20 protein-coding genes are annotated in these 19,467 nt (G+C 63.0%); 11 read left to right on the top strand and 9 right to left on the bottom strand.

Features of this window, described 5'->3' with window-relative positions; all coding sequences use genetic code 11:
- Nucleotides 1-237: 237 nt before the first annotated feature.
- Entirely contained in the window at nucleotides 238-876 is a 639-nt protein-coding gene (locus F600_RS0117800) for a TetR/AcrR family transcriptional regulator (protein WP_018161998.1), read from the top strand.
- Between the two features lie 283 nt (nucleotides 877-1,159).
- On the top strand, nucleotides 1,160-3,493 hold the full coding sequence (locus F600_RS0117795) for an arylsulfatase (protein WP_040631997.1): 2,334 nt from the start codon (nucleotides 1,160-1,162) through the stop codon (nucleotides 3,491-3,493).
- Between the two features lie 111 nt (nucleotides 3,494-3,604).
- Here the strand turns inward: F600_RS0117795 and F600_RS0117790 are convergent, their stop codons facing one another.
- From F600_RS0117790 to F600_RS0117765, 5 genes are all read right to left on the bottom strand, one after another.
- Entirely contained in the window at nucleotides 3,605-4,306 is a 702-nt protein-coding gene (locus tag F600_RS0117790; protein WP_156024664.1) for an MgtC/SapB family protein, read from the bottom strand.
- 88 nt (nucleotides 4,307-4,394) lie between these two features.
- Nucleotides 4,395-5,036 carry a hypothetical protein gene (locus F600_RS0117785; protein WP_026306658.1) on the bottom strand — a complete coding sequence of 214 codons (642 nt, stop codon included), beginning with the start codon at nucleotides 5,034-5,036 and terminating at the stop codon, nucleotides 4,395-4,397.
- A gap of 104 nt (nucleotides 5,037-5,140) precedes the next feature.
- Entirely contained in the window at nucleotides 5,141-5,839 is a 699-nt protein-coding gene (locus F600_RS0117780; RefSeq protein WP_026306657.1) for an MgtC/SapB family protein, read from the bottom strand.
- A gap of 86 nt (nucleotides 5,840-5,925) precedes the next feature.
- A complete protein-coding gene (locus F600_RS0117775) occupies nucleotides 5,926-7,341 on the bottom strand; it encodes an ABC1 kinase family protein (protein ID WP_162141444.1) in 1,416 nt (471 codons plus the stop codon).
- 341 nt (nucleotides 7,342-7,682) lie between these two features.
- Nucleotides 7,683-9,287 carry an FAD-dependent oxidoreductase gene (locus F600_RS0117765; protein ID WP_018161991.1) on the bottom strand — a complete coding sequence of 535 codons (1,605 nt, stop codon included), beginning with the start codon at nucleotides 9,285-9,287 and terminating at the stop codon, nucleotides 7,683-7,685.
- A gap of 145 nt (nucleotides 9,288-9,432) precedes the next feature.
- Between F600_RS0117765 and F600_RS0117760 the strand changes: the two genes are divergently transcribed.
- From F600_RS0117760 to F600_RS0117735, 6 genes are read left to right on the top strand one after another with little or no spacing between them, the layout of a single operon-like run.
- Nucleotides 9,433-10,848: a cytochrome P450 gene (locus F600_RS0117760; protein ID WP_245541561.1), complete on the top strand. Its 1,416-nt coding sequence runs from the start codon at nucleotides 9,433-9,435 to the stop codon at nucleotides 10,846-10,848.
- Entirely contained in the window at nucleotides 10,845-11,036 is a 192-nt protein-coding gene (locus tag F600_RS0117755; RefSeq protein ID WP_026306655.1) for a ferredoxin, read from the top strand. The genes F600_RS0117760 and F600_RS0117755 overlap by 4 nt, the downstream gene beginning before the upstream one ends.
- Nucleotides 11,037-11,058: 22 nt before the next feature.
- Entirely contained in the window at nucleotides 11,059-11,682 is a 624-nt protein-coding gene (locus F600_RS0117750; RefSeq protein WP_026306654.1) for a TetR/AcrR family transcriptional regulator, read from the top strand.
- Complete coding sequence (locus F600_RS28825; protein ID WP_026306653.1) at nucleotides 11,679-12,320, top strand: TetR/AcrR family transcriptional regulator; 642 nt, start codon at nucleotides 11,679-11,681, stop codon at nucleotides 12,318-12,320. The genes F600_RS0117750 and F600_RS28825 overlap by 4 nt, the downstream gene beginning before the upstream one ends.
- Nucleotides 12,321-12,340: 20 nt before the next feature.
- Complete coding sequence (locus F600_RS0117740) at nucleotides 12,341-13,978, top strand: phytoene desaturase family protein (RefSeq protein WP_018161986.1); 1,638 nt, start codon at nucleotides 12,341-12,343, stop codon at nucleotides 13,976-13,978.
- Nucleotides 13,975-15,771, top strand: coding sequence for an acyl-CoA dehydrogenase (locus F600_RS0117735; RefSeq protein WP_018161985.1), 1,797 nt, complete (start codon nucleotides 13,975-13,977; stop codon nucleotides 15,769-15,771). Before F600_RS0117740 ends, F600_RS0117735 begins: the two co-directional genes overlap by 4 nt.
- A gap of 6 nt (nucleotides 15,772-15,777) precedes the next feature.
- Here the strand turns inward: F600_RS0117735 and F600_RS0117730 are convergent, their stop codons facing one another.
- Nucleotides 15,778-16,776 (bottom strand): alpha/beta hydrolase, encoded by a 999-nt coding sequence (locus F600_RS0117730; protein ID WP_018161984.1) that lies wholly within the window; start codon nucleotides 16,774-16,776, stop codon nucleotides 15,778-15,780.
- Nucleotides 16,777-17,262: 486 nt separating this feature from the next.
- Here F600_RS0117730 and F600_RS32565 point away from each other — a divergent pair, with 486 nt between their 5' ends.
- On the top strand, nucleotides 17,263-17,700 hold the full coding sequence (locus F600_RS32565; protein WP_018161983.1) for a transglycosylase family protein: 438 nt from the start codon (nucleotides 17,263-17,265) through the stop codon (nucleotides 17,698-17,700).
- Between the two features lie 126 nt (nucleotides 17,701-17,826).
- Here the strand turns inward: F600_RS32565 and F600_RS32175 are convergent, their stop codons facing one another.
- The 3 genes from F600_RS32175 to F600_RS32720 are packed head-to-tail and all read right to left on the bottom strand — an operon-like array spanning nucleotide 17,827 to nucleotide 18,415.
- Nucleotides 17,827-18,006 carry a hypothetical protein gene (locus tag F600_RS32175; protein ID WP_211220087.1) on the bottom strand — a complete coding sequence of 60 codons (180 nt, stop codon included), beginning with the start codon at nucleotides 18,004-18,006 and terminating at the stop codon, nucleotides 17,827-17,829.
- Nucleotides 18,006-18,143 (bottom strand): hypothetical protein, encoded by a 138-nt coding sequence (locus F600_RS32030; protein ID WP_169518413.1) that lies wholly within the window; start codon nucleotides 18,141-18,143, stop codon nucleotides 18,006-18,008. The genes F600_RS32175 and F600_RS32030 overlap by 1 nt, the downstream gene beginning before the upstream one ends.
- Before the next feature lie 59 nt (nucleotides 18,144-18,202).
- Nucleotides 18,203-18,415 carry an RGCVC family protein gene (locus F600_RS32720; RefSeq protein WP_211220086.1) on the bottom strand — a complete coding sequence of 71 codons (213 nt, stop codon included), beginning with the start codon at nucleotides 18,413-18,415 and terminating at the stop codon, nucleotides 18,203-18,205.
- 142 nt (nucleotides 18,416-18,557) lie between these two features.
- Between F600_RS32720 and F600_RS0117720 the strand changes: the two genes are divergently transcribed.
- Together F600_RS0117720 and F600_RS0117715 are read left to right on the top strand one after the other, a co-directional pair.
- The gene (locus F600_RS0117720; RefSeq protein WP_018161981.1) at nucleotides 18,558-18,944 is read left to right on the top strand and encodes a PPOX class F420-dependent oxidoreductase; all 387 of its coding nucleotides are present in this window, start codon (nucleotides 18,558-18,560) and stop codon (nucleotides 18,942-18,944) included.
- A 40-nt stretch (nucleotides 18,945-18,984) separates the two neighbouring features.
- Nucleotides 18,985-19,431 carry a MaoC family dehydratase gene (locus F600_RS0117715; protein WP_018161980.1) on the top strand — a complete coding sequence of 149 codons (447 nt, stop codon included), beginning with the start codon at nucleotides 18,985-18,987 and terminating at the stop codon, nucleotides 19,429-19,431.
- The last annotated feature ends 36 nt before the right edge of the window (nucleotides 19,432-19,467 follow it).

The raw sequence follows: 19,467 nt of genomic DNA, 5'->3' as shown, positions 1-19,467 counted from the left end.
GTTCCGGAGCGGGCGTTTCCGCCCCACTGCGAACGGTTGGTCAGACGGCCAGGCATGATCGAGGTGCCAGACTCGTTGATCTATACGGTCCGTAACAACGGTTGAGGCCGAGAAGCCCTCACTTTGCGCGCTGGACAGGCAGTTTCGACTCAGGTACCTAAATTGCCAACCCAGTCAACGTGTTTCGCAAGTTACTATCTGTAGCTACGAGCATCCGGCTTTACCTAGGGAGAATGCGTGACTACGGCCCAGTCGGACGCTCCGCGTCGTAAGCGCCTCACCGCGTATCAGCGCGAGCAGCAGATCCTCGACGTTGCCGAGAACCTGTTCGCCGAGCGTGGTCTGGAGGGCGTCACGCTCGAGGACATCGCCAAGGCTGCGGGAGTCACCCGCCCGATCATCTACCAGTACCACGGCTCTCGAGAGGGAGTGTTCCTCGCGTGTGCCCGCCGCGCTCGTACCGAACTCGATGAAGCGGTGCGCATTTCGTTGCAGAAGGCCGGGCCGGAGCTGACTGAACGCATCGAGGCCGGCGGCAGTCCATACTTCGATCTCATCAAGCGCAGTCCGCAGCGCTGGGCACTTGTCTTCTCCGCGTCGGCGGGTCTCAACGCCGAAGTCGCCACAGAACTGGCGCTGCTGAAAACCCGAACGACCGACCGTATCGCTACGGCTGTCCGAGAAACCGCACCCGCGTTGGGAGTGGAGCAGGCGCACGCACTTGCCTATGCGATCTCGGGTATCTCAGAGCAGCTTGGCCGATGGTGGTTCCAAAACCCGCGAGTCCCCAGAAAGCGCGTTCTCGAGTACTACCGGACATTCGTCCTCGGGGCGGCCACGGCAGCGCTGGCGGCTTTCGCTCCCGAACCGGGTTAGGTCATCACGGGCGATCGTTGAATTCGCCAAGAACGAATATGTAGCTGCTGCGACGGAAATCAACAGTCGCAATGAATTAATACTCCCTCGCCCAGAGTTACCAAATTGTCAGGAAAAGGTCGATGTTGTTTCGACCAAATCCGGGCCGGAATCTGTTTGTCCCCAGTTATTTCCAAGAGTAGCGTCGAATTCGGGAGTCCTGCACGGGGGGCGAGCGATGGAAAAGTCGGCGCAAAGCAACGGTGAAGCAAAAAACGTCGGTGCAGCGCCGACAAAACCCGACATGAGTCGGCATGTTCTGCCGATTCCCGATCGCCAACACGTCGGTCTGACGACCTACGATGCCCGGGACCCGAATACCAAGTATCCGCCGATAACGACACTGCGTCCGCCGCCGGAGGCGCCAAATATTCTCGTCGTTCTCCTCGATGACGTTGGTTTCGGCGCGTCGTCCGCCTTCGGAGGCCCGTGCAATACCCCGGTGGCCGATCGGTTGGCGGCCGGCGGCGTGAAGCTGAATCGCTTTCACACGACGGCGCTGTGCTCACCAACCCGGCAGGCAATGCTCACTGGGCGCAATCACCATTCGGTGGGCATGGGCGGCGTCACAGAAATCGCGACCTCCGCGCCCGGCAACTGCAGCGTCCGCCCCAAGAACAAGGCACCCATCGCCGAAACGCTGAAACTCAACGGGTATTCGACAGCCCAGTTCGGTAAGTGCCATGAGGTGCCGGTGTGGGAGGTATCGCCGGTCGGACCGTTCAATCAGTGGCCTACTGGATCGGGTTTCGAGTACTTCTATGGCTTTATCGGAGGTGAGGCGAACCAGTACTACCCAGGGCTTTTCGAGGGCACCGCACCGGTCGAACCACACAAGTCGCCGGAGGAGGGTTACACGCTCACCGAGGACCTTGCCGAGCACGCGATCACGTGGGTCCGTCAGCAGAAGGCACTCGCCCCAGACAAGCCGTTCTTCATGTACTTCGCGCCTGGCGCAACGCATGCACCGCACCACGTGCCCAAGGAATGGTCGGACAAGTATCGCGGAAAGTTCGGCGACGGTTGGGATGCGCAACGGGAGCAGATCTTTGCGCGTCAGAAGGAACTCGGTGTCATCCCCGCAGACGCCGAGTTGACAAAACGCCACGCCGAGATTCCCGCCTGGGACGACATGCCGGCCGATCTCAAGCCGGTGCTGGCGCGTCAGATGGAGATCTACGCCGGGTTCCTGGAACAGGTAGATCACGAGGTTGGACGCATAGTCGACTCCATCGCCGATCTCGGCGTGCTCGAGAACACCCTGATTATCTACATCATCGGCGACAACGGCGCCTCGGCGGAGGGCACTCCCAACGGTTGCTTCAACGAAATGGTCACGCTCAACGGCATGAGCGGCATCGAATCCACCGAGTTCCTACTGTCCAAGATCGACGATTTCGGCACCCCGAATGCCTACAACCACTACGCCGTGGGGTGGGCACACGCCATGTGCACGCCGTACCAGTGGACCAAGCAGGTCGCCTCGCACTGGGGCGGCACGCGCAACGGCACCATCGTGCACTGGCCGAAGGGTTTCACCGATCGCGGGGTGACGCGCAATCACTTCCACCACGTGATCGACGTCGCACCCACACTGCTGGAGGCTGCCGGACTGCCCGCGCCGTTGTTCGTCAACGGTATCCAGCAGGCGCCGATCGAGGGATTCAGCATGCTCGCCATGCTCCGCGACGGCAGCGCCCCCGAAAACCATCAAGTGCAGTACTTCGAGATCATGGGCAACCGCGGTGTGTATCACCAAGGCTGGACCGCTGTGACAAAACACCGCACACCGTGGTTGTTCGACGCCCATCCCTTCGCCGAGGACATCTGGGAGCTCTATGCCCCAGACGACTGGACTCAGTCCCGCAACCTCGCCAAGGAAAACCCGGAGAAGCTGGCGGAGCTCCAGCGGTTGTGGCTGATTGAGGCAGTGAAGTACAACGTGGTGCCTCTCGATGACCGATCGGTAGAACGCTTCGACGCCGGCTTGGCTGGTCGGCCCAGCCTGATCCAGGGTCATTCGCAGTTACTGTTCGCTGGCATGCGGGTCAGCGAGAACTGCGTCGTGAATGTGAAGAACAAGTCGCACTCGTTGACAGCCAGTGTGGTTGTGCCGGAAACCGGCGCCAGCGGGGTGCTTATCACCCAGGGTGGTAGCACTGGGGGCTGGACGTTCTACGTGCACGACAACCGAGCCAAGTACTGTTACAACTTCTTTGGCATCGAGCACTACTTCATCACCGCCGACAAGCCACTCACACCCGGCGCGCATCAGGTCCGCATGGAGTTCACCTACGACGGCGGCGGATTAGCCAAAGGCGGTGACGTGACCCTCTACTACGATGGCCAGGCAGTCGGCTCCGGCCGCGTCGAACAGACCCAACCTTTGGTCTACTCGTGCGACGAGGCTTGCGATGTCGGAGCCGACACCGGATCGCCTTGCTCGCCCGACTACGGCCCGACCGGTCAGCAATTCACCGGCGAGATTGCGTGGGTGCAGATCGATGTTGGGCAAGCCGACAACGACCATCTGATCGGGCCGGAGGAGCGATTCAACATCGCAATGGCGCACCAGTGACGACTGTCGCTACTCGTCGGGTTCCCGGCGTTCAGCTCTCCATCTCCGAGGATGACGCGGCCAACGAAGTCGACCCCGCCGTCGATCGATTAGAGCCGCGCCGCTGTTCCCTTACAGCGCCGTCCAGCTCACCGATCTGACTGCGGGGTCGGCACTCAGCGTGCGGTCAGCGGCTTCCATCACCGTGTCGTCACGAGCAGTTGCCGACAGCTCTATGCGGAGCGCAATCTCATTCGAGTTCGTCGTCACCATTGCTCGCACCGCCTTGAGTTGGAAGTGCGAGTGTGTCAGCGCCGGACTCAGCAAACTCCTCACGTGCCCCTCGGCATCGGATCCGCACACGACGTCGAACTGGTAATCCGCAGGCGGCATCTCGCGGGAGAACTTGGAACGGGAGCGGTCCATTCGCCCAGCCAGCGGGGACAGAAATAGGTTCCCGAGCACGATGACCGCGGCACCGGTGATCGCCTCACGCCACATCCACGCCCCGGCGAACGCTCCCACCGACGCCGTGGCCCACATGGTTGCCGCGGTGTTCAGCCCCGTCACCGCCGAACCCTGCCGCATGATCACGCCGGCGCCGAGAAACCCGACGCCGGAGACGATCGACGCCGGAATCTTCGAGGTGTCGTGCTGTCCTGAGTGAAATGTGTAGGCGCTGAGAATGAGAAACAGCGCGGCGCCCATGCAGATCAACGCCATCGTCTGCAGCCCCGCTGCCCGTGCCCGCCACTGTCGTTCGATGCCGATGATGATCCCCAACACCGTGGCCAGCCCGACGCGGATCAACAAGTCCAAGCCGGGCATGGTCATGACAGAGATGTTCTCTCGGCGACGTTGTCTCGGCAGCACGACACGCATGGCAGAACCGAAAGTGGCCAGGACTAAGGCGTCATCACATTCAGTCGATTCGAGCCCGAATCTCCTCGAATACCCCTGCGCGGGCGAGGATCAGACCACTGACAACGAGCACCCAGACCGGAAATGCCATGGCGGCCCACATATTCAAGTCGCTGACAACCAGCAGAGTCAGCGCGGCCAGATAACTCAGGGCGACCAGCCAACGTGGCATCAGGCCGGTCTTGAGCCAGATCGCGGCCAGCGACATCATGAACACCGCTGCCATCCGAAGCGCATAGGTCTTGCTGGTCGACAGCACGAACATCTTGCCGAACTCGATGACATCTCGGTGCGCTGCAGGATCGGTCATGGCCTTATTGCTGGCGACCAGGGCGGCGAGGGCCGCGGTCGCGACAAACATCATCGCCAAGAACAGGAACCCGCTACCGAGGAACACCGAGGCAAAGAAGCGGTCCTCGTAGCGGCCGAGCCCGTCGCGCACGACCGCGATGAACCACAGAAAGCTGATGCCCGCAAACGGCATCAGGATGGTCGCGGTCGTGATGCCGCCGCTTCCCTGGTCGAGCCACGTCGTCGAATCGTCAATACCCTCAGGCATTCTGGTTCGAATCAAGATGATCGTGGCACCGAACAGGAGCGCGAACGCCACGCCCGCGAGCGCTGCCGCTCGCGGAGTCTTCAATTGGCGTAGGGAACCTTGGTCTGTGGGAGACCCGCCCGAGAATGCCGACACCTGTCGATCTTCGCAAGTCCCCGCTCGGCGAACAGGGATTTCACCGGGTCGGCCTAATTACTCCCCGTGGTCCAGCTCACCGATCTGACCGCGGGGTCAACGCTCAGCGTGCGGATGGCGTCTTCCATCACCGCGTCGTCACGGGCAGCCGCTGACAGTTCAATCCGGAGCGCAATTTCATTCGGGTTCGTGGTCGCCGTTGCGCGCATCGAACTGAGTTGGAAGTTCGATCGCGTCAGTGCGGGAGTGAGCAACGTCCTCACGTTTGGTTCGGCATCCGATGTGCACACCACTTCGAACACGTAATCCGCGGGCGGTATCTCGCGCCCCGCCCTCGTTCGGGCGCGGTCCATCCGCGTGGCCAGCGGGTGCAGGAACGTATTGCCGACAACGATGATCGCGGCGCCGGTGATGGCCTCACGCCACATCCACGCCCCGGCGAGTGCGCCCACCGCGGCGGTCGCCCACAGCGTTGCCGCCGTGTTCAGTCCGGTTACCGAGAAACCCTGCTTCATGATGACGCCGGCGCCGAGAAAGCCGACACCGGTGACGATCTGCGCGGCCACCTGTGTGGGGTTCGGTTCCGGGCGAAATGTGTAGGCGCCGAGAATCAGAAACAGTGCGGCGCCCATGCAGACCAATGCCATCGTCTGCAGTCCCGCGACCCGTGCCCGCCACTGTCGTTCGATGCCGATGATGATCCCGAGGACAGTCGCCAACCCGACGCGGATCAACAGCTCCAAGCCGGGCATGGTCATGTCAGAGATGTTCTCTCGGCCACGTTGGCGGGGCAGCGCGACACGCGTACCGCGGCCAAAATGGCTACTCGGTGCCGGTCTTACCGCTTCTGTGCAGTCAGCACGGTGCGGGTGATGACACCGCCGGCGACGAGCCCAGCCGCCACCGGAACCCAGCCACGGGATGGCTTCCGGCGAGGAGCTGCTGGTACCTGGTCGAGAAGACTGCCCTGACCCAACTTGTCCGCGGCCTCCAAGAGCATGTCCGGGAGATCGAGGGCCAAGCCGAGGAAATCGATGCGCTCCTCCTTCCACATCGACCGCACGCTCGACGGCGACGGCAACAGCGCGTTGCGGAGTTCGGGCAAGACGGGGCGCAGCAAAGCGGCCAATTCCAGTTCGGGCCGCACGATCCGGACCGTCGACTCCAGCGTCACCATCGCGCGGCACAGCAGCATCAGGTCACGGGGAAAAACGATCCCGTACGAGGCGCCGAGCGCGAGGTCGCGCAAGAGAAGCTGAGCGGCCGTCATGCCACTGTCGCCGCGGTACCACTCCTCGACGATTTCGGCGACGCCGTCCCGGAATCCCCTTGGATCGGCCCCCGGGCGCAGCGTGCACACCCGCAGCAGCTGTGTCCCGACGGCGTTGAAGTCGCCGCTGACGAGTGCCAGCAGCATGAGTCCCATACGACGGCGCTGCCGGTAGTCGAGTCGACCGAACATTCCGAAATCGAGTAGGCACAACCGGTCTCCGGGCAGAAACAGGATGTTGCCGGGATGCGGGTCAGCGTGAAACACGCCGTCGGTGAAGAACTGCCGGATCATCCACCTCGCGCCCGCGTTCAGCACCTCATCCGGGTTGATGCCAGCGCGGGCCAGGTCGGCTTCGGGAGCCGGTTCCAGGCCGTCGATGAAGTCAGTGACGAGCACACGTGCGGTACTCAGCGTGCGGTGCACGGCGGGCACGACGACGTGGTGGTCAGACCCGGCATTGCGCCGAATCTCTTCAGAGACTGCGGCCTCCCGCCGGAAGTCGAGTTCGCGCGTGGTGTAGGTGGCGAGCTCGTCGACTGCGTCCGTCGGTACGAAGCCGATGGAACGCGAAACATGTGCATCGAACTTGCGGGCCACCCACCGCAGTAAGGCCAGGTCCCGGGCGACCAAGTCCGCTACCTCCGGGCGCTGCACCTTGACGGCAACCACGCGGCCGTCAAACAGTGTCGCGCGGTGCACCTGGGAAAGCGACGCCGAGGCGAACGGTTCGTGTTCGAAGTCGGCGAACAGCGTGCTCAGGGGCTTCCCGAGTTCGGTTTCGACGATCTTCTCCGCGACGGTGCCGTCGAAGGGCTGAACATGAGCGTGCAACCTCATGAGCGCGTGCGCGTACGGCAGCGGTAGGTAGTCGGGCCGCAACGCCAGCATCTGCCCCAGCTTGACGAACGTCGGTCCGAGTTGTTCCAGCAGCACCCCGAAGCGCTCCGCAACGGGTGTTCGAGTGTCCGATGAGCTTCGCACTGGGTGAATCCGGCGGCGCAGTGCAGGCGGCATTGCAGCGAACCGCATTCGCGCACGCGGAGAGCGTCTTTGAGCCAATCGGCTTCGTTGGACCACAGGATCCGGGAGATCTGTGCCGCGCGTGACACGCGAGCTCCGTAGCCGACGCGGGGCGTCACCGAGTACCGCGCTCATGCTGCGACGGGATCGGCTCCGCCGCGGGTGTGGGAATGGTCCGCATGTATTCCCGCCCTCTCTTGGGCGATGAGTTCGTGTTACCAATCTCGCCCGTCGAGCCAGCGGTTACTAGGGGCCAAAGCCTCTCCGGCTCCGGACCGTTCGTCGCTTCCACAGCGCTACTGTCACCGTCGGCGTGCCGTTTCGAGTAGTTCGGCAACCGTCGTCAACTTCACTCTCGGCCGCTGCGCGGCGCGACCGAGTTCGCGTTCGTGCTGATCGATCGCACGCCAGCCAGCACGGTCGACGATTTGTGGCTGTCGGCTGTCCAGGAGCGTGCGCAATCCGGCACGGTCGCGCGGCGGAGCCTGCAGGACGCCGGAAGCGAAATCAGCGAGCAGTGCCTCGACCGTCTCTTTCGCGTCGATTCGGTTGGACCCGATGACTCCGCGCGGTCCCCGCTTGATCCAGCCGGTCACGTAGGCACCCGGAACGGTCTCGACGCGACCGTTGGCATTGGGCACAAGGCCCCGGCTGTCGTCGAACGGCAGCCCCTTGATGGGCTCACCTCGGTACCCGACCGACCGCAAGACCAGGGACGCCGAGAGGGTCTCGGTCTCGCCGGTCGGGCGAGCCACGCCCTCAATCAGTTCGTTGTGGGCTATTTCCAGGGCTGCAACGTGGTCGCCGCCGGTCAACGCAACGGGCGAGGCCAAGTATCGGAACACGATGCGCTTGCGATCCGCACCCGCCGACTTGGCCGCGTACTCGCGTGCGAGTTGGACTTTGAGCGGCTCGTCCCGGCCGGGACGTTCGAGTTGCCCGGGGTCGATGATGACATCGACGCCGGGCAAGTAGCTCAACGCGAGGAACTCCGGCGTCGAGTACGCAGCCTGCTCCGGGCCACGTCGGCCGAGGACGACCACCTCGCGTATCTTGCTGTCGCGCAATGCCTTCAACGCATGGTCGGCAATGTCGGTGCGCGCCAGTTCATCCGGATCGAGGGTCAGGATGCGAGCGACGTCGAGAGCGACATTGCCGTTTCCGATGATGACTGCACGCTCGCCGGAAAAGTCAAAGGTGCGGTCCACGTAGTCCGGGTGACCGTTGTACCAGGCGACGAATTCCGTCGCGGAGTGGCTGCCCGGCAGGTCCTCCCCCGGAATGCCGAGGTGCCGGTCGGTGCTGGCGCCCACGGCGTAGATGACCGCATGGCAGTGGCCGAGCAGTTCCTCGTGCGAAACATGCTGGCCGACCTCCACATTCAGATGGAGTTCGACGTGATTCAACACGGACTCGAACACGTCCGCTACGCCCTTGGTAGACGGATGGTCTGGCGCGACCCCGGCGCGGATCAGGCCCAACGGGGTGGGCAGGCGATCGAGCATCTCGATTTCCACGTCCGCCCGGGAACGCAATTCCTGAGCGGCGTAGCAGCCTGCTGGCCCAGCGCCCACGATTGCCACTCGCAGCGTGCCCAGTTCGCGCGACAGCCGAGCGGGCGGCTTGATGTGCTTCATCTCGATCTCGAGGGGGTGCCGCTGGAAATAGTCGGCGTTGATGTCGAGGTAGCGCTCGTTGGGAACCGTCAGTTCGTACTCGGGGAAGATTGCGTCGACCGGGCAGGCGTCCACGCAGGCACCGCAATCGATACAGGTCTCGGGATCGATGTAGAGCATCTCGGTCGTCGCGAATTCGGGGTCATCCGGGGTGGGCCGAATGCAATCGACCGGGCACTCGCCGACACAACTCGCGTCGTTGCAGCAACTCTGAGTGATGACGTAGGCCATGCTCGTGCCCCTTCGCACCGTCGCGAATCTCCAAGATTCTTCTAGTGTGCACCAATTGACCGCACCTGCCACCAAACCGTAATCTTGTGGCGTATGCCACAGGCATGTGCCACCAATTGGTGGTCTCGGCGTCGCAGGAGCCGCTATGAACGTTCGTTTGGGAGCTCGTGTCCAGCACGTGGCTGCTGTGATGGCCGAGAAGTACCCAACGCGGAGGGTGCCGTTGGCTGCGCCACCCGCGGGGAGCGGGCTTCGTCCGGTCATGGGCGCCTACGGTCCACCGGGTGTCGGCTATAGCTTCAACGCGCTGGATGGCGCGATCGGATTCTTCCGGCATCGCTACGAGCAATACGGCGACGTCCAGTGGTTCGGGATGTTCGGGCAACGGGTCGTGGCAGTCAGTGGACCGGACGCCCTGCAAGCCGTTCTGATGGACCGCGACCACGTCTTCTCCGCCAAAGAAGGCTACGGATACTTCATCGGGCCGTTTTTCAAGGGCGGCATGCTGCTCCGCGACTCGGACGAGCACCTCTACCACCGGCGAATCATGCAGCAGGCCTTCACCCGACCACGTCTCGTCGGCTATCTCGGGCTGACGAACCCGGGCATTGCGCGCGCCCTCGACCGATGGACGCCGCGGCGGGACTTCCGCATCTACGACCGGGTGAAGCATCTGCTGCTCGATCTTGCCGCGGAAGTATTCATGGGCACCGAACTCGGCGCTCGGTCAGACCTGCTCGGGAAGGCATTTGAAGAAGCGGTCGAGGGAGGTCAGGCGATCATCCGCGCCAACGTGCCGGGTGGGACGTGGGCACGGGGTCTGCATGGTCGGCGAATACTCGCGAATTACTTCGAGCGCGAGATCCCGGCCAAACGGTCCAGTCCCGGCGACGACCTGTTCAGCACGTTGTGCCACATCACGAGCGAGGAAGGGCATGCGTTCACCGATCAAGACGTCATCGATCACATGATCTTCCTCATGATGGCGGCCCACGACACGACCTCGATCACGACGTCGATGCTTGCCTACTACCTCGCCGTCCACCCGGAATGGCAGGAGCGGCTCCGTGCGGAGTCGGTTGCGTTGGGCAAGGAGACGCTCGATTTCGATGATCTCGACCGCTTGCCGAGCCTCGACCTCGCATTCAAGGAGACTCTGCGAATCCATGCCCCGGTCGGGCAGTTTCTACGAAAGACGCTGAGGGACACGGAGATCTGCGGCCACTTCGTCCCCGCCGACACGCTCGTTATCGGCGTTCCCTATCAGTCCATGCGAATCGATGAGTGGTGGCCCGACCCGGACACCTTTGATCCCGGTCGCTTTGCACCGGATCGTCGTGAGGATCAGGTTCATCGAATGGCGTGGCTTCCGTTCGGCGGTGGCGCGCACAAGTGCATCGGACTGTATTTCGGCGGCATGCAGGTCAAGTCGATCATGCACCAGATGCTCCTGCGTTTCCGGTGGAGTGTCCGTGACGGCTACACGGTGCCGCTCGGCTGGGGAACGGGGCCCACGCCGTTGGACGGAGTTCCGATTCGCCTCGAAAGGCTGCCGCGATGAACATCAGAGTGGATCGAAACCGGTGCGAGGGACACGCAATGTGCGTTTCGTTGGTGCCGGAGATTTTCGATGTCGGCGACGACGGCAAGGTTCGATTACTGACCGAGACGGTCGAAGCCAGCCAGGTGGCTGATGCTCAGCTCGCGGTCGACAGTTGCCCGGTCCAAGCGCTGCGGCTGACCGACTAGGTGTGTTTGGGATGATGATCCAGTGACCAGAGCGCAGACGTGGGGCGGGCGCACGACATCCGAGAGACGGGCTGACCGCCGGTCCCGGCTGCTCGAAACGGCCACTGACATGTGGTGCGAAGGCGGCTGGGCAGCGGTCACGATGCGTGGAGTGTGTGCTCGCGCCGGCCTGAATGACCGGTACTTCTATGAAAATTTCGAAGACCGCGATGCGCTGCTCGCCGCGATCTGGGACGGCGTTCGCGACGAAACCGCAGCTGCGATCATCTCGGATGTCCAGCACACTCCCCCTGGTCAGCCGCTCGAAATGATCCGGCGCACCGTGGAAACGGCGGTGAATTCGTTCGCGGTCAATCCACGGCGGGCCGTGATTCTGTTCGGGGATCATGCCGGAAGTGAACTGCTCGAACACCGCCGTCATGAACTCATCATCACCATGACCGACATCGGCGTCGCGGCCGTTGGGCCGTACCTGCGTGCGGGTGTCGACATCAGCGAATTTCGGCGGTCGGTGATCATGACGATCGGCGGCTTCCAGGAACTCGTCATGGCCTGGCGGCGCGGTGCGGTCGATGCCAGTACGGAAGAGATCATCACGCAGGCCACCCGGTTCTTCACTCTCGTGGGCAAGAACTATCTCCAATGACTGAACGGGACTCGCGTCGCACCCAACTCATCGAGGCCGCTGCCCGGCTGGTTTCTCGCGGTGGCGTGGCGGCATTAAGTGCTCGAAACGTGGCCGCCGAGGCGGGGATGTCGACCAAGCCGGTCTATTCGGCGTTCGGGTCGATGGAGGCGTTGCTTCGGGCCGTGGTCACCGAAGGGTTTGACCGGCTGGAACAAAGAATCGTGATCGGACCGTCGGCGGATCCACTCGCGGATATCGCGACCCTGACAGCCGGCTATCTGGAGTTCGCCCGCACCGAACCAGCGCTCTACGCCGTCATGTTCGGAATTTCGTCGTTCGGGCAAGCGCCGGCGATCCCGCGCGCCGAGCTCGTCCCGGATCGACAGCGAACGTTCGACCGGATCACCGACAACTTCCAGCGGGCCATCGATCAGGGGCGAATTCAATCCACGCGAGCCTCGACGCTGGCGTATCGCTGGTGGGTCATCGTCCATGGGTTCGCCACCTTGGAGTCGGCGGAATTCATCGGCCGCGAGCGTGGCGGTGAACGTGTTCTCGAGCCTCTGCTGGTGAGTTTGTTCGTCGGTGAGGGTGACGACGCGGAGCGGGCGCGCGAGTCGGTCGCGGCCGGCGTGGCCTCTAGCGCCTTGCGGTAACAGTCGTTACCCTGACGTGGGTGAGCGACTTTGACGTCATCGTCGTCGGTGCCGGTCCGGGTGGACTGAGCACTGCGGCCTATCTGGCGACCAATGGCAAGCGGGTCCTTGTTCTCGAGGCGAACCAGGTCGTCGGAGGTAGTACGCAGGTCTTCCGCCGCGCCGGCAACAAGTACGAATTCGACGTCGGCACGCATTACATCGGCGATTGCCACCAGGGCGGAAAGGTCGACACCGTCCTGCGCGGCCTGGCCTTGGACGGTCGCATCGAATTTCTACGACAGCAGCCGGACGGGCACTGCCACGTCATGATCCCCGGCACGACATTCCGCACTCCGACGGGCTGGGATACCTATCTCGCCAGGCTCGTCGAGGCCTTTCCCGACGAGGAAGCAAGTCTGCGCCGATGTGTCGGGGTCCTCGGCAGCTTGACCAACCAGAAGAAGGGCTGGACCTTCCTGCGCTGGGGACTGCGTCCGATCACCAAACTGTTTGCCGCGTGCGGACTTTCCGCCGACGCCCAAGCAGTCATCCTCGGGGAGAACGGTGACTACACCTGGGCTCCGTCGCGGACTCCGGCCGTTTTCCACGCGAACTTTCTCGATCACTACCTCATGGCGGGTGCCTACTATCCGCGCGGCGGTGGTCAGGTCATGGCTGGTCATCTCGTCGACGTCATCCAGTCGCACGGCAGCACTGTGCGCACCAAAGCACGGGTAGCGAAGATCCTCATTCGGGATGGCAAGGCGGCGGGCGTTCGTCTCGCCTCCGGTGAGGAAATCAGTGCAGCCACGGTCGTTTCGAACGCTGACTACATCCGCACGTGGCGGGATCTGGTCGGCGACGAGCACTTGACGCGAAGGCTGCGCCGGCGCCTCCCCCGACTGGAGATGACGCTGCCGATGTTCACGGTCTACGTCGCGCTCGATGTCGACCTGCGCGAGCGTGATCTTCCGCCGCTGGCCTGGATCTGGCCGGACGTGGACAACGACGGCTACTACCGCAAAGTCGCTGCGGGCGAGGTTCCCGAGCGGATGCCCGTCGGCGTGAGCTGCCCGACCGCCAAAGACGACCGCGGGACACATTCGGCTCCCCCGGGCTACTCGACGCTCGAACTCGTCTCGTGGGCGCCGCCGCAATACGCCACCTGGAATGTCTCCACCGGTCCGGCAGATGGCGGACACTACAGCCAGGACGAGAAGTACCTCGCACTGAAACACCAGCTCACCGAGGCCGTGCTCGAGACGACGACGGCCCTCATCCCCGACCTGCGCGAGCGAATGGTGTTCTGCGAGGCGTCCACTCCCATCACGCAGGAACGATTCACCCTCTCGACGGGCGGGACCTGCTACGGACTCGCACCGAAACTCAGCCAACTCGGTCCATTCCGACCGGACGTCACCACGCATATCCCCGGCCTGTATCTGACCGGTGGCAGTACGCGGTTCATGTTCGGAATCGCGGCCACCTTGTACGGCGGGATTCGCACCGCTTCGGCGGTACTCGGCCGCGATCTGGAGAGCGAAATCCGCGCTGGAGTCGTGTTTGCGAATGAAGAGCTTCTGACCGCGGGTGGCGAAGATTGGGATCCGCTCGTCGCGTCGAAACCGAGCTCACCCATCAAACGCCGGCCTCGCCGCGATCGGAGTCACACATGAGTTCATCGATTCTTTCCGCCCGCGACCTCGAGTTCCTTCTCTACGAATGGCTTGACGTCGAGAAGCTCAGCGAGCGTCCGCGGTTTGCCGCGCATTCGCGTGACACCTATGACGCGCTCCTCGAACTGTCAGAGCGCCTCGCGACGGACCATTTTGCCTCCCATTACCGCGCGGGTGACGAACACGAACCACAGTTCGACGGCACGAACATCACGCTGATCCCGCAGATCGGCGCGGCCATCGAGCAATTCGCCAAGGCAGACCTCATGGCGCTGCCCTTCGACGAAGAGGTCGGCGGAATGCAGGTTCCGCGCACCGTCAACGCTGCGGCCCTGGCGTGGTTCAGTGCCGCGAACTGGGGAACGTTCGTCTACCCGGCCCTGACCATCGCGAACGTCGGCCTGCTCCTCGAACACGGCAGCGCCGAACACATCGCGCGATTCGTCATCCCGATGCTCAAGGGCCGGTTCCACGGCACGATGGCACTTTCTGAGGCGCACGCCGGCTCGAGCCTGGCCGACATCAAGACGAGGGCTATTCCGGATTCGGACGATACGTTCCGAATCTTCGGTTCGAAGATGTGGATTTCGGGCGGCGACCATGACATGGGCGAGAACATCGTTCATCTCGTCCTGGCGAAACTGCCCGGTGCGCCCGCCGGGAGCAAGGGCATTTATCTGTTCATCGTTCCGAAGTACCTCGTCAACGCGGACGGCTCGATCGGCGAACGGAATGACGTCGTCATTTCGGGAATCAATCACAAGCTCGGGTCGCGGGCCGCGGTCAACACCGCGCCGGTGTTCGGTGACGGCGCGTTCCGGCCGGGTGGTAAGGCGGGCGCGGTCGGATACCTCGTAGGCGAACCGCACCGCGGCTTGGCCTGCATGTTCCACATGATGAACACCATGCGGCTCTCGGTATGCATCGGCGCGGCAGCCACTGCCTACACCGCTTATCTGAAGTCACTGGACTACGCGCGAAATCGTCCACAGGGCCGCCCGCTGACTGACTCGGACCCGACAAAGCCCCAGGTCCCGATCACCGCGCACGCGGACGTCCGGCGGATGCTGCTCGCGCAGAAGTCGTACGCCGAAGGCGGGATGGCGCTTGCGCTCTACTGCAACCGGCTCCTCGACGACCAGAACACCGCGCCGACCGACGCCGAACGCGCGGCGGCGGGAACCCTACTCGATGTGCTGACCCCGATCGCCAAGTCGTGGCCCTCACAGTGGGGCCAGGTCGGCAATGACCTTGCGATTCAGGTCCTCGGTGGAGCCGGATACACGCGCGACTACGACATCGAGGCGCACTGGCGTGACCAACGGCTGAACTCGATCCACGAGGGTACGCACGGTATTCAGGCGCTGGACCTGCTCGGGCGCAAAGTGCTTGGGACCCGCGGCGCGGGGCTGATGGCGTTGGCTGGAAAGATCGGCGAAACGACGCAGCGTGCAACTGCCATGGGTGGCGAAGCCGCCGGATTCGCCACCGATCTGGCAGATGCGGTCGAGCGACTGGGAACTGTCACGATGACCCTCGCGGGGCTCGGTGACGCCGACAAGACCATGGCCAACGCGACGACGTACCTCGAAGCCACAGGTCACATCGTCGTTTCCTGGCTGTGGCTCGAGCAGTTCCTGGCTACCGGGGACAAGCCAGGCGACTTCTATGAAGGCAAACGGCACGCGACGCGGTACTTCTTCCGGTGCGAGCTGCCAAAGGTCGGACCGATGCTCGATCTGCTCGCATCGGCCGACACCACGGCATTGGATATGCGCGACAGTTGGTTCTGAGGACTGTCAGGCCGTCTGCTGGCGCGCGTTCGCGGCGAACGTCGCTTCGACGAACTGTGTGACCTCGACGAGAGCACGAGCAGCCTCGGGGACGATCGACGCCGCCGCCTGGAAGACGTGGATTTGGTTGTGCCACACCTGGAGTTGATGCGGTACGCCGGCCTTGGCCAACTCGTTCGCCATCAGCTCGGCGTCGGGGTACAGCAGTTCAGTCGAGCTGACTTGAATGAGCGAGGGCGAAAGCCCGGTCAGGTCTTCATCGATCGGAAGGCGGCGGGTCTCGGGTTCGGCGCAACGACGCATCACAAACCCGTGGAACGCAAGCGCGAAGCGCTGGGTGAAGAGGGCGTCGGTGCGAGCGCTCGGCGCATCGAGTTTCACGAACAGGTCGAGGTCGACGACCGGCGCCATGGACACGATCGCTCCGGGCATCGGCAGACCCTGCTCGCGAGCGACCAAGGCTGTCATGAACACCAGGTACGCACCAGCGGAGTCGCCCATGAAGGCGATTTTTTCGGGGGGTACGCCCTGGGCCAACGCGTAGCGGTAAGCATCCACGCAGTCTTCGACGCCGTCGGTGATCGTGTGTTTCGGCAGCATTCGGTAGTCGACCGCGAGTACCTCGGAGTGAAGCGATGCGGCGAGCTTCGAAATCAGCTGGCGATGCAGGTAGCGGCCGCCGACGATGAAAGCGCCGCCGTGCATATAAATGACATGGCGATCGCTGAGCACGTTCTCCGGACGGGTTATTTCCGCGGAACAGTTGGGAAGCGATACCGAACGATGCGTGGTGCCGCGGGTCAGACGCAGTAGACGCCCGAGATGATCGACGGCCTGGTACGGCCAGGGCAGATGGGGCGCGAGCGCCCAGATGTTGATCGCCGGTCGGACGGTGTTCCGGAGGGTCGCCGCGAGAACGCGCGATTGAATACTGCCTCCGGTGAACTCGACTCGGTTGACTCGGCGCTCGTTGGACAGGGTGCGAACCTCGGATGTGGCGACCACGTTGTAGCCCTCCTGATCAGGTCGACCTCGTCCGAGGCCGGGACAGCGTCAGTGCAGTCCTATCTCCTACTTCGAGTATCTCGCTCAGCCTCCGCAATGTCTGGCATTGCGGAGAAGAAATGTTTCGTCGATCTTTGGCGCGCGTCACAAATGGTTGCGATCGTCGACTGTGGCGGGTGGCGCGCACCACATTCGGGTTGTGACGCCGTTCATGCGGAGCACCCGAAGTAATTGATCAACATTTATCGAAAAGTGCTCTGACCTGCACTTATATGAATTCTGTGGCGCGGTTCACTAAATCCGGCGGGCAATTTTCGTATCGAACAGACGTCGAATTCTGGTAAATTAATTCTCGTTCCGAAAACAAAAGTTCTTAACTTCGGACGCACCGGATCGGCGCTGATCGACCTGTCCCCCGACCGGTACCCAACCCTAATGGGACAGGCCGACTGAATCCGTCGAGCGGCGAGAGGAAATTTTTTCCCCATGGCCGACCTCCAGATTTCGACCACCCGCATGTTCGTCCTCGTTGGCGCGATGTCCGCACTCGCTGCCGCCCCGATCGGCGTTGCCATGGCTTCGGAGCCGGCCCCGGCCGTAGCCACCACGATTGCTGCAGTGCCTGCTCCGGCTCCGGCTCCGGTCATCGTGCCGGCCGCTGTCGTCGACGCGCCGGAATACACCGGACCCCACAACTGGGACGGTGTAGCACAGTGTGAGGCCGGTGGCAACTGGGCCATCAACACTGGCAACGGCTACTACGGTGGTCTCCAGTTCGACCTCAGCACCTGGAACGCGTACGGCGGTGGCCAGTACGCCGAGCGTCCGGACCTTGCTTCGCGCAACGCCCAGATCGCGATCGCCGAGAAGGTTTTCGCCGCTCAGGGTGCCGGCGCCTGGCCGACCTGTGGCTCGAACCTCTGATCGCAGCCTTGAACACGAAAGTCCCCTGCACTACGTGCGGGGGACTTTCGTGTGCGGACAGCCGAAAACTTGGCGATTCGGACTCTGCGGGCAGGATCTGAAACGAATCGCCAATGTGGTCCGGATCTATACCGACCCGTCCGAGGCCCTGGATGGCCCGGCTTGGATGCCGAGCATCGTCAAGAAGTACATGCATTCTTCAGCGGACTCACTGTGGCCTGCGACGACATGTCGAGCCAGACCGTGCGTGATCGCTTCCAGTTCCTCGGGACTCTGCGAGGGCCCGTCGGCTTCTGCGCGGTGCATCACTTCTTCTTACTGAGCTTGGTGACAACGTCCTCTGGGGCCGAAGGCTTCTTGGCATCGCGCTTTTCGGCACGCTTTTCTTTGATCGATTTTCCGGAGCCCAGCGATTTTGAGCCTCGGGGGGATTTGTCGGACATGACCGTCCTCACCTTGGGAACCTGAACGGTCCCGATAGCCTCAGCCTACCCGCTTACGCTTAGGCGCCGGTCGTCGACCGATAGCGGACGTAGTACGGCCCCGGCGCCTGCTCGCCAACGCAAATGCAACGCCGCTCGAATTTCTGTTCCGCTGTTGTCGCGCAAAAATGCAGTCCAATGGGGCCGTGAGCCTCGGGTCCATGCGCGCAGACGGGACACGCCGCGGCAGTTTCGGTCGTTGATGTGGCTGGCCGGGATTCGTTCGAATCCATCGTGGCGCTCGATTCTGAATTGTCGAGGACGGGGTAATGGCGAGTTGCCGATACATCAACGTCCTAGACACCTTCTACCGTACGCGGCCGGAACTTCGAGATGGGCATCGAAGTCGTCGACGGCAGGGGTGATAATTGCCAAATGACCTCAGATTGGGACGTCGTCGGCAAATCCAGCTACGTGGCATTTACGAGTTACCGCAAGGACGGGACGCCGGTGTCGACGCCGGTATGGATCGCCCCCGCCGACGGAAAGCTGTACTTCCTCTCCGAGACCGACACGTTCAAGGTCAAGCGGGTTCGCCGCAATTCCGACGTCACATTGCAGCCGTGCGATGCGCGCGGAAAGGTGAAGGCCGGCACGCCGGTCGTCCAGGGGTCGGCGCGGCTGCTCGACTACACGGACAGTCCCCGCATCCGAAAGCTCATCAACCGCAAATATTGGCTGCTCGGCCCGGTGATCGGCTTGGTCGCCACGTTGACGACCAAGCCGGAGAGCCGGACGCCGATCGAGATCTCGCCGCGCTGACGCCGCTCGTCATGAAAGTCAACGATCGGATGGCGGCACCGTGACGAAACCCCTGTGGCTCGAAGACATCAATGTCGGCGACCGTTTCACGACCGGCACCTACGAGGTGACCGCCAAGGCGATCTATGAGTTCGCCGACGAGTGGGATCCGCAACCGTTCCATCTCAGTGAGCAAGCTGCGGAAGAGACCTTCTTCAACGGTCTCGCCGCGAGTGGATGGCACACGGCGGCCATAACCATGAAGTTGCTGGTCGGCGACGTCCCGATCGCGACCGGCATTATCGGCGCTTCGATCCAACTCGCCTGGCCGAGTCCGACCCGCCCAGGGGATGTCCTTCACGTCGAGTTGGAAGTCACCGACGTGCGCCGGTCGAAGTCGAATCCCGACCGCGGATTCCTCACGACGACATACAAGACCATCAATCAACACGGCGAGGTCCGCCAGCAGGCCACCGGCAATCTTCTGGTCTTCACGCGACCGGAATAGGCGTGACTGGCGCCGAGCGCCTGCACGGACGACCAT

Origin of the sequence: Smaragdicoccus niigatensis DSM 44881 = NBRC 103563, from assembly GCF_000380645.1 — a bacterium.
GTDB lineage: Bacteria > Actinomycetota > Actinomycetes > Mycobacteriales > Mycobacteriaceae > Smaragdicoccus > Smaragdicoccus niigatensis.
The sequence above is the reverse complement of the archived record's forward strand: the minus strand, read 5'-3'. Positions and strand labels throughout refer to the sequence as shown.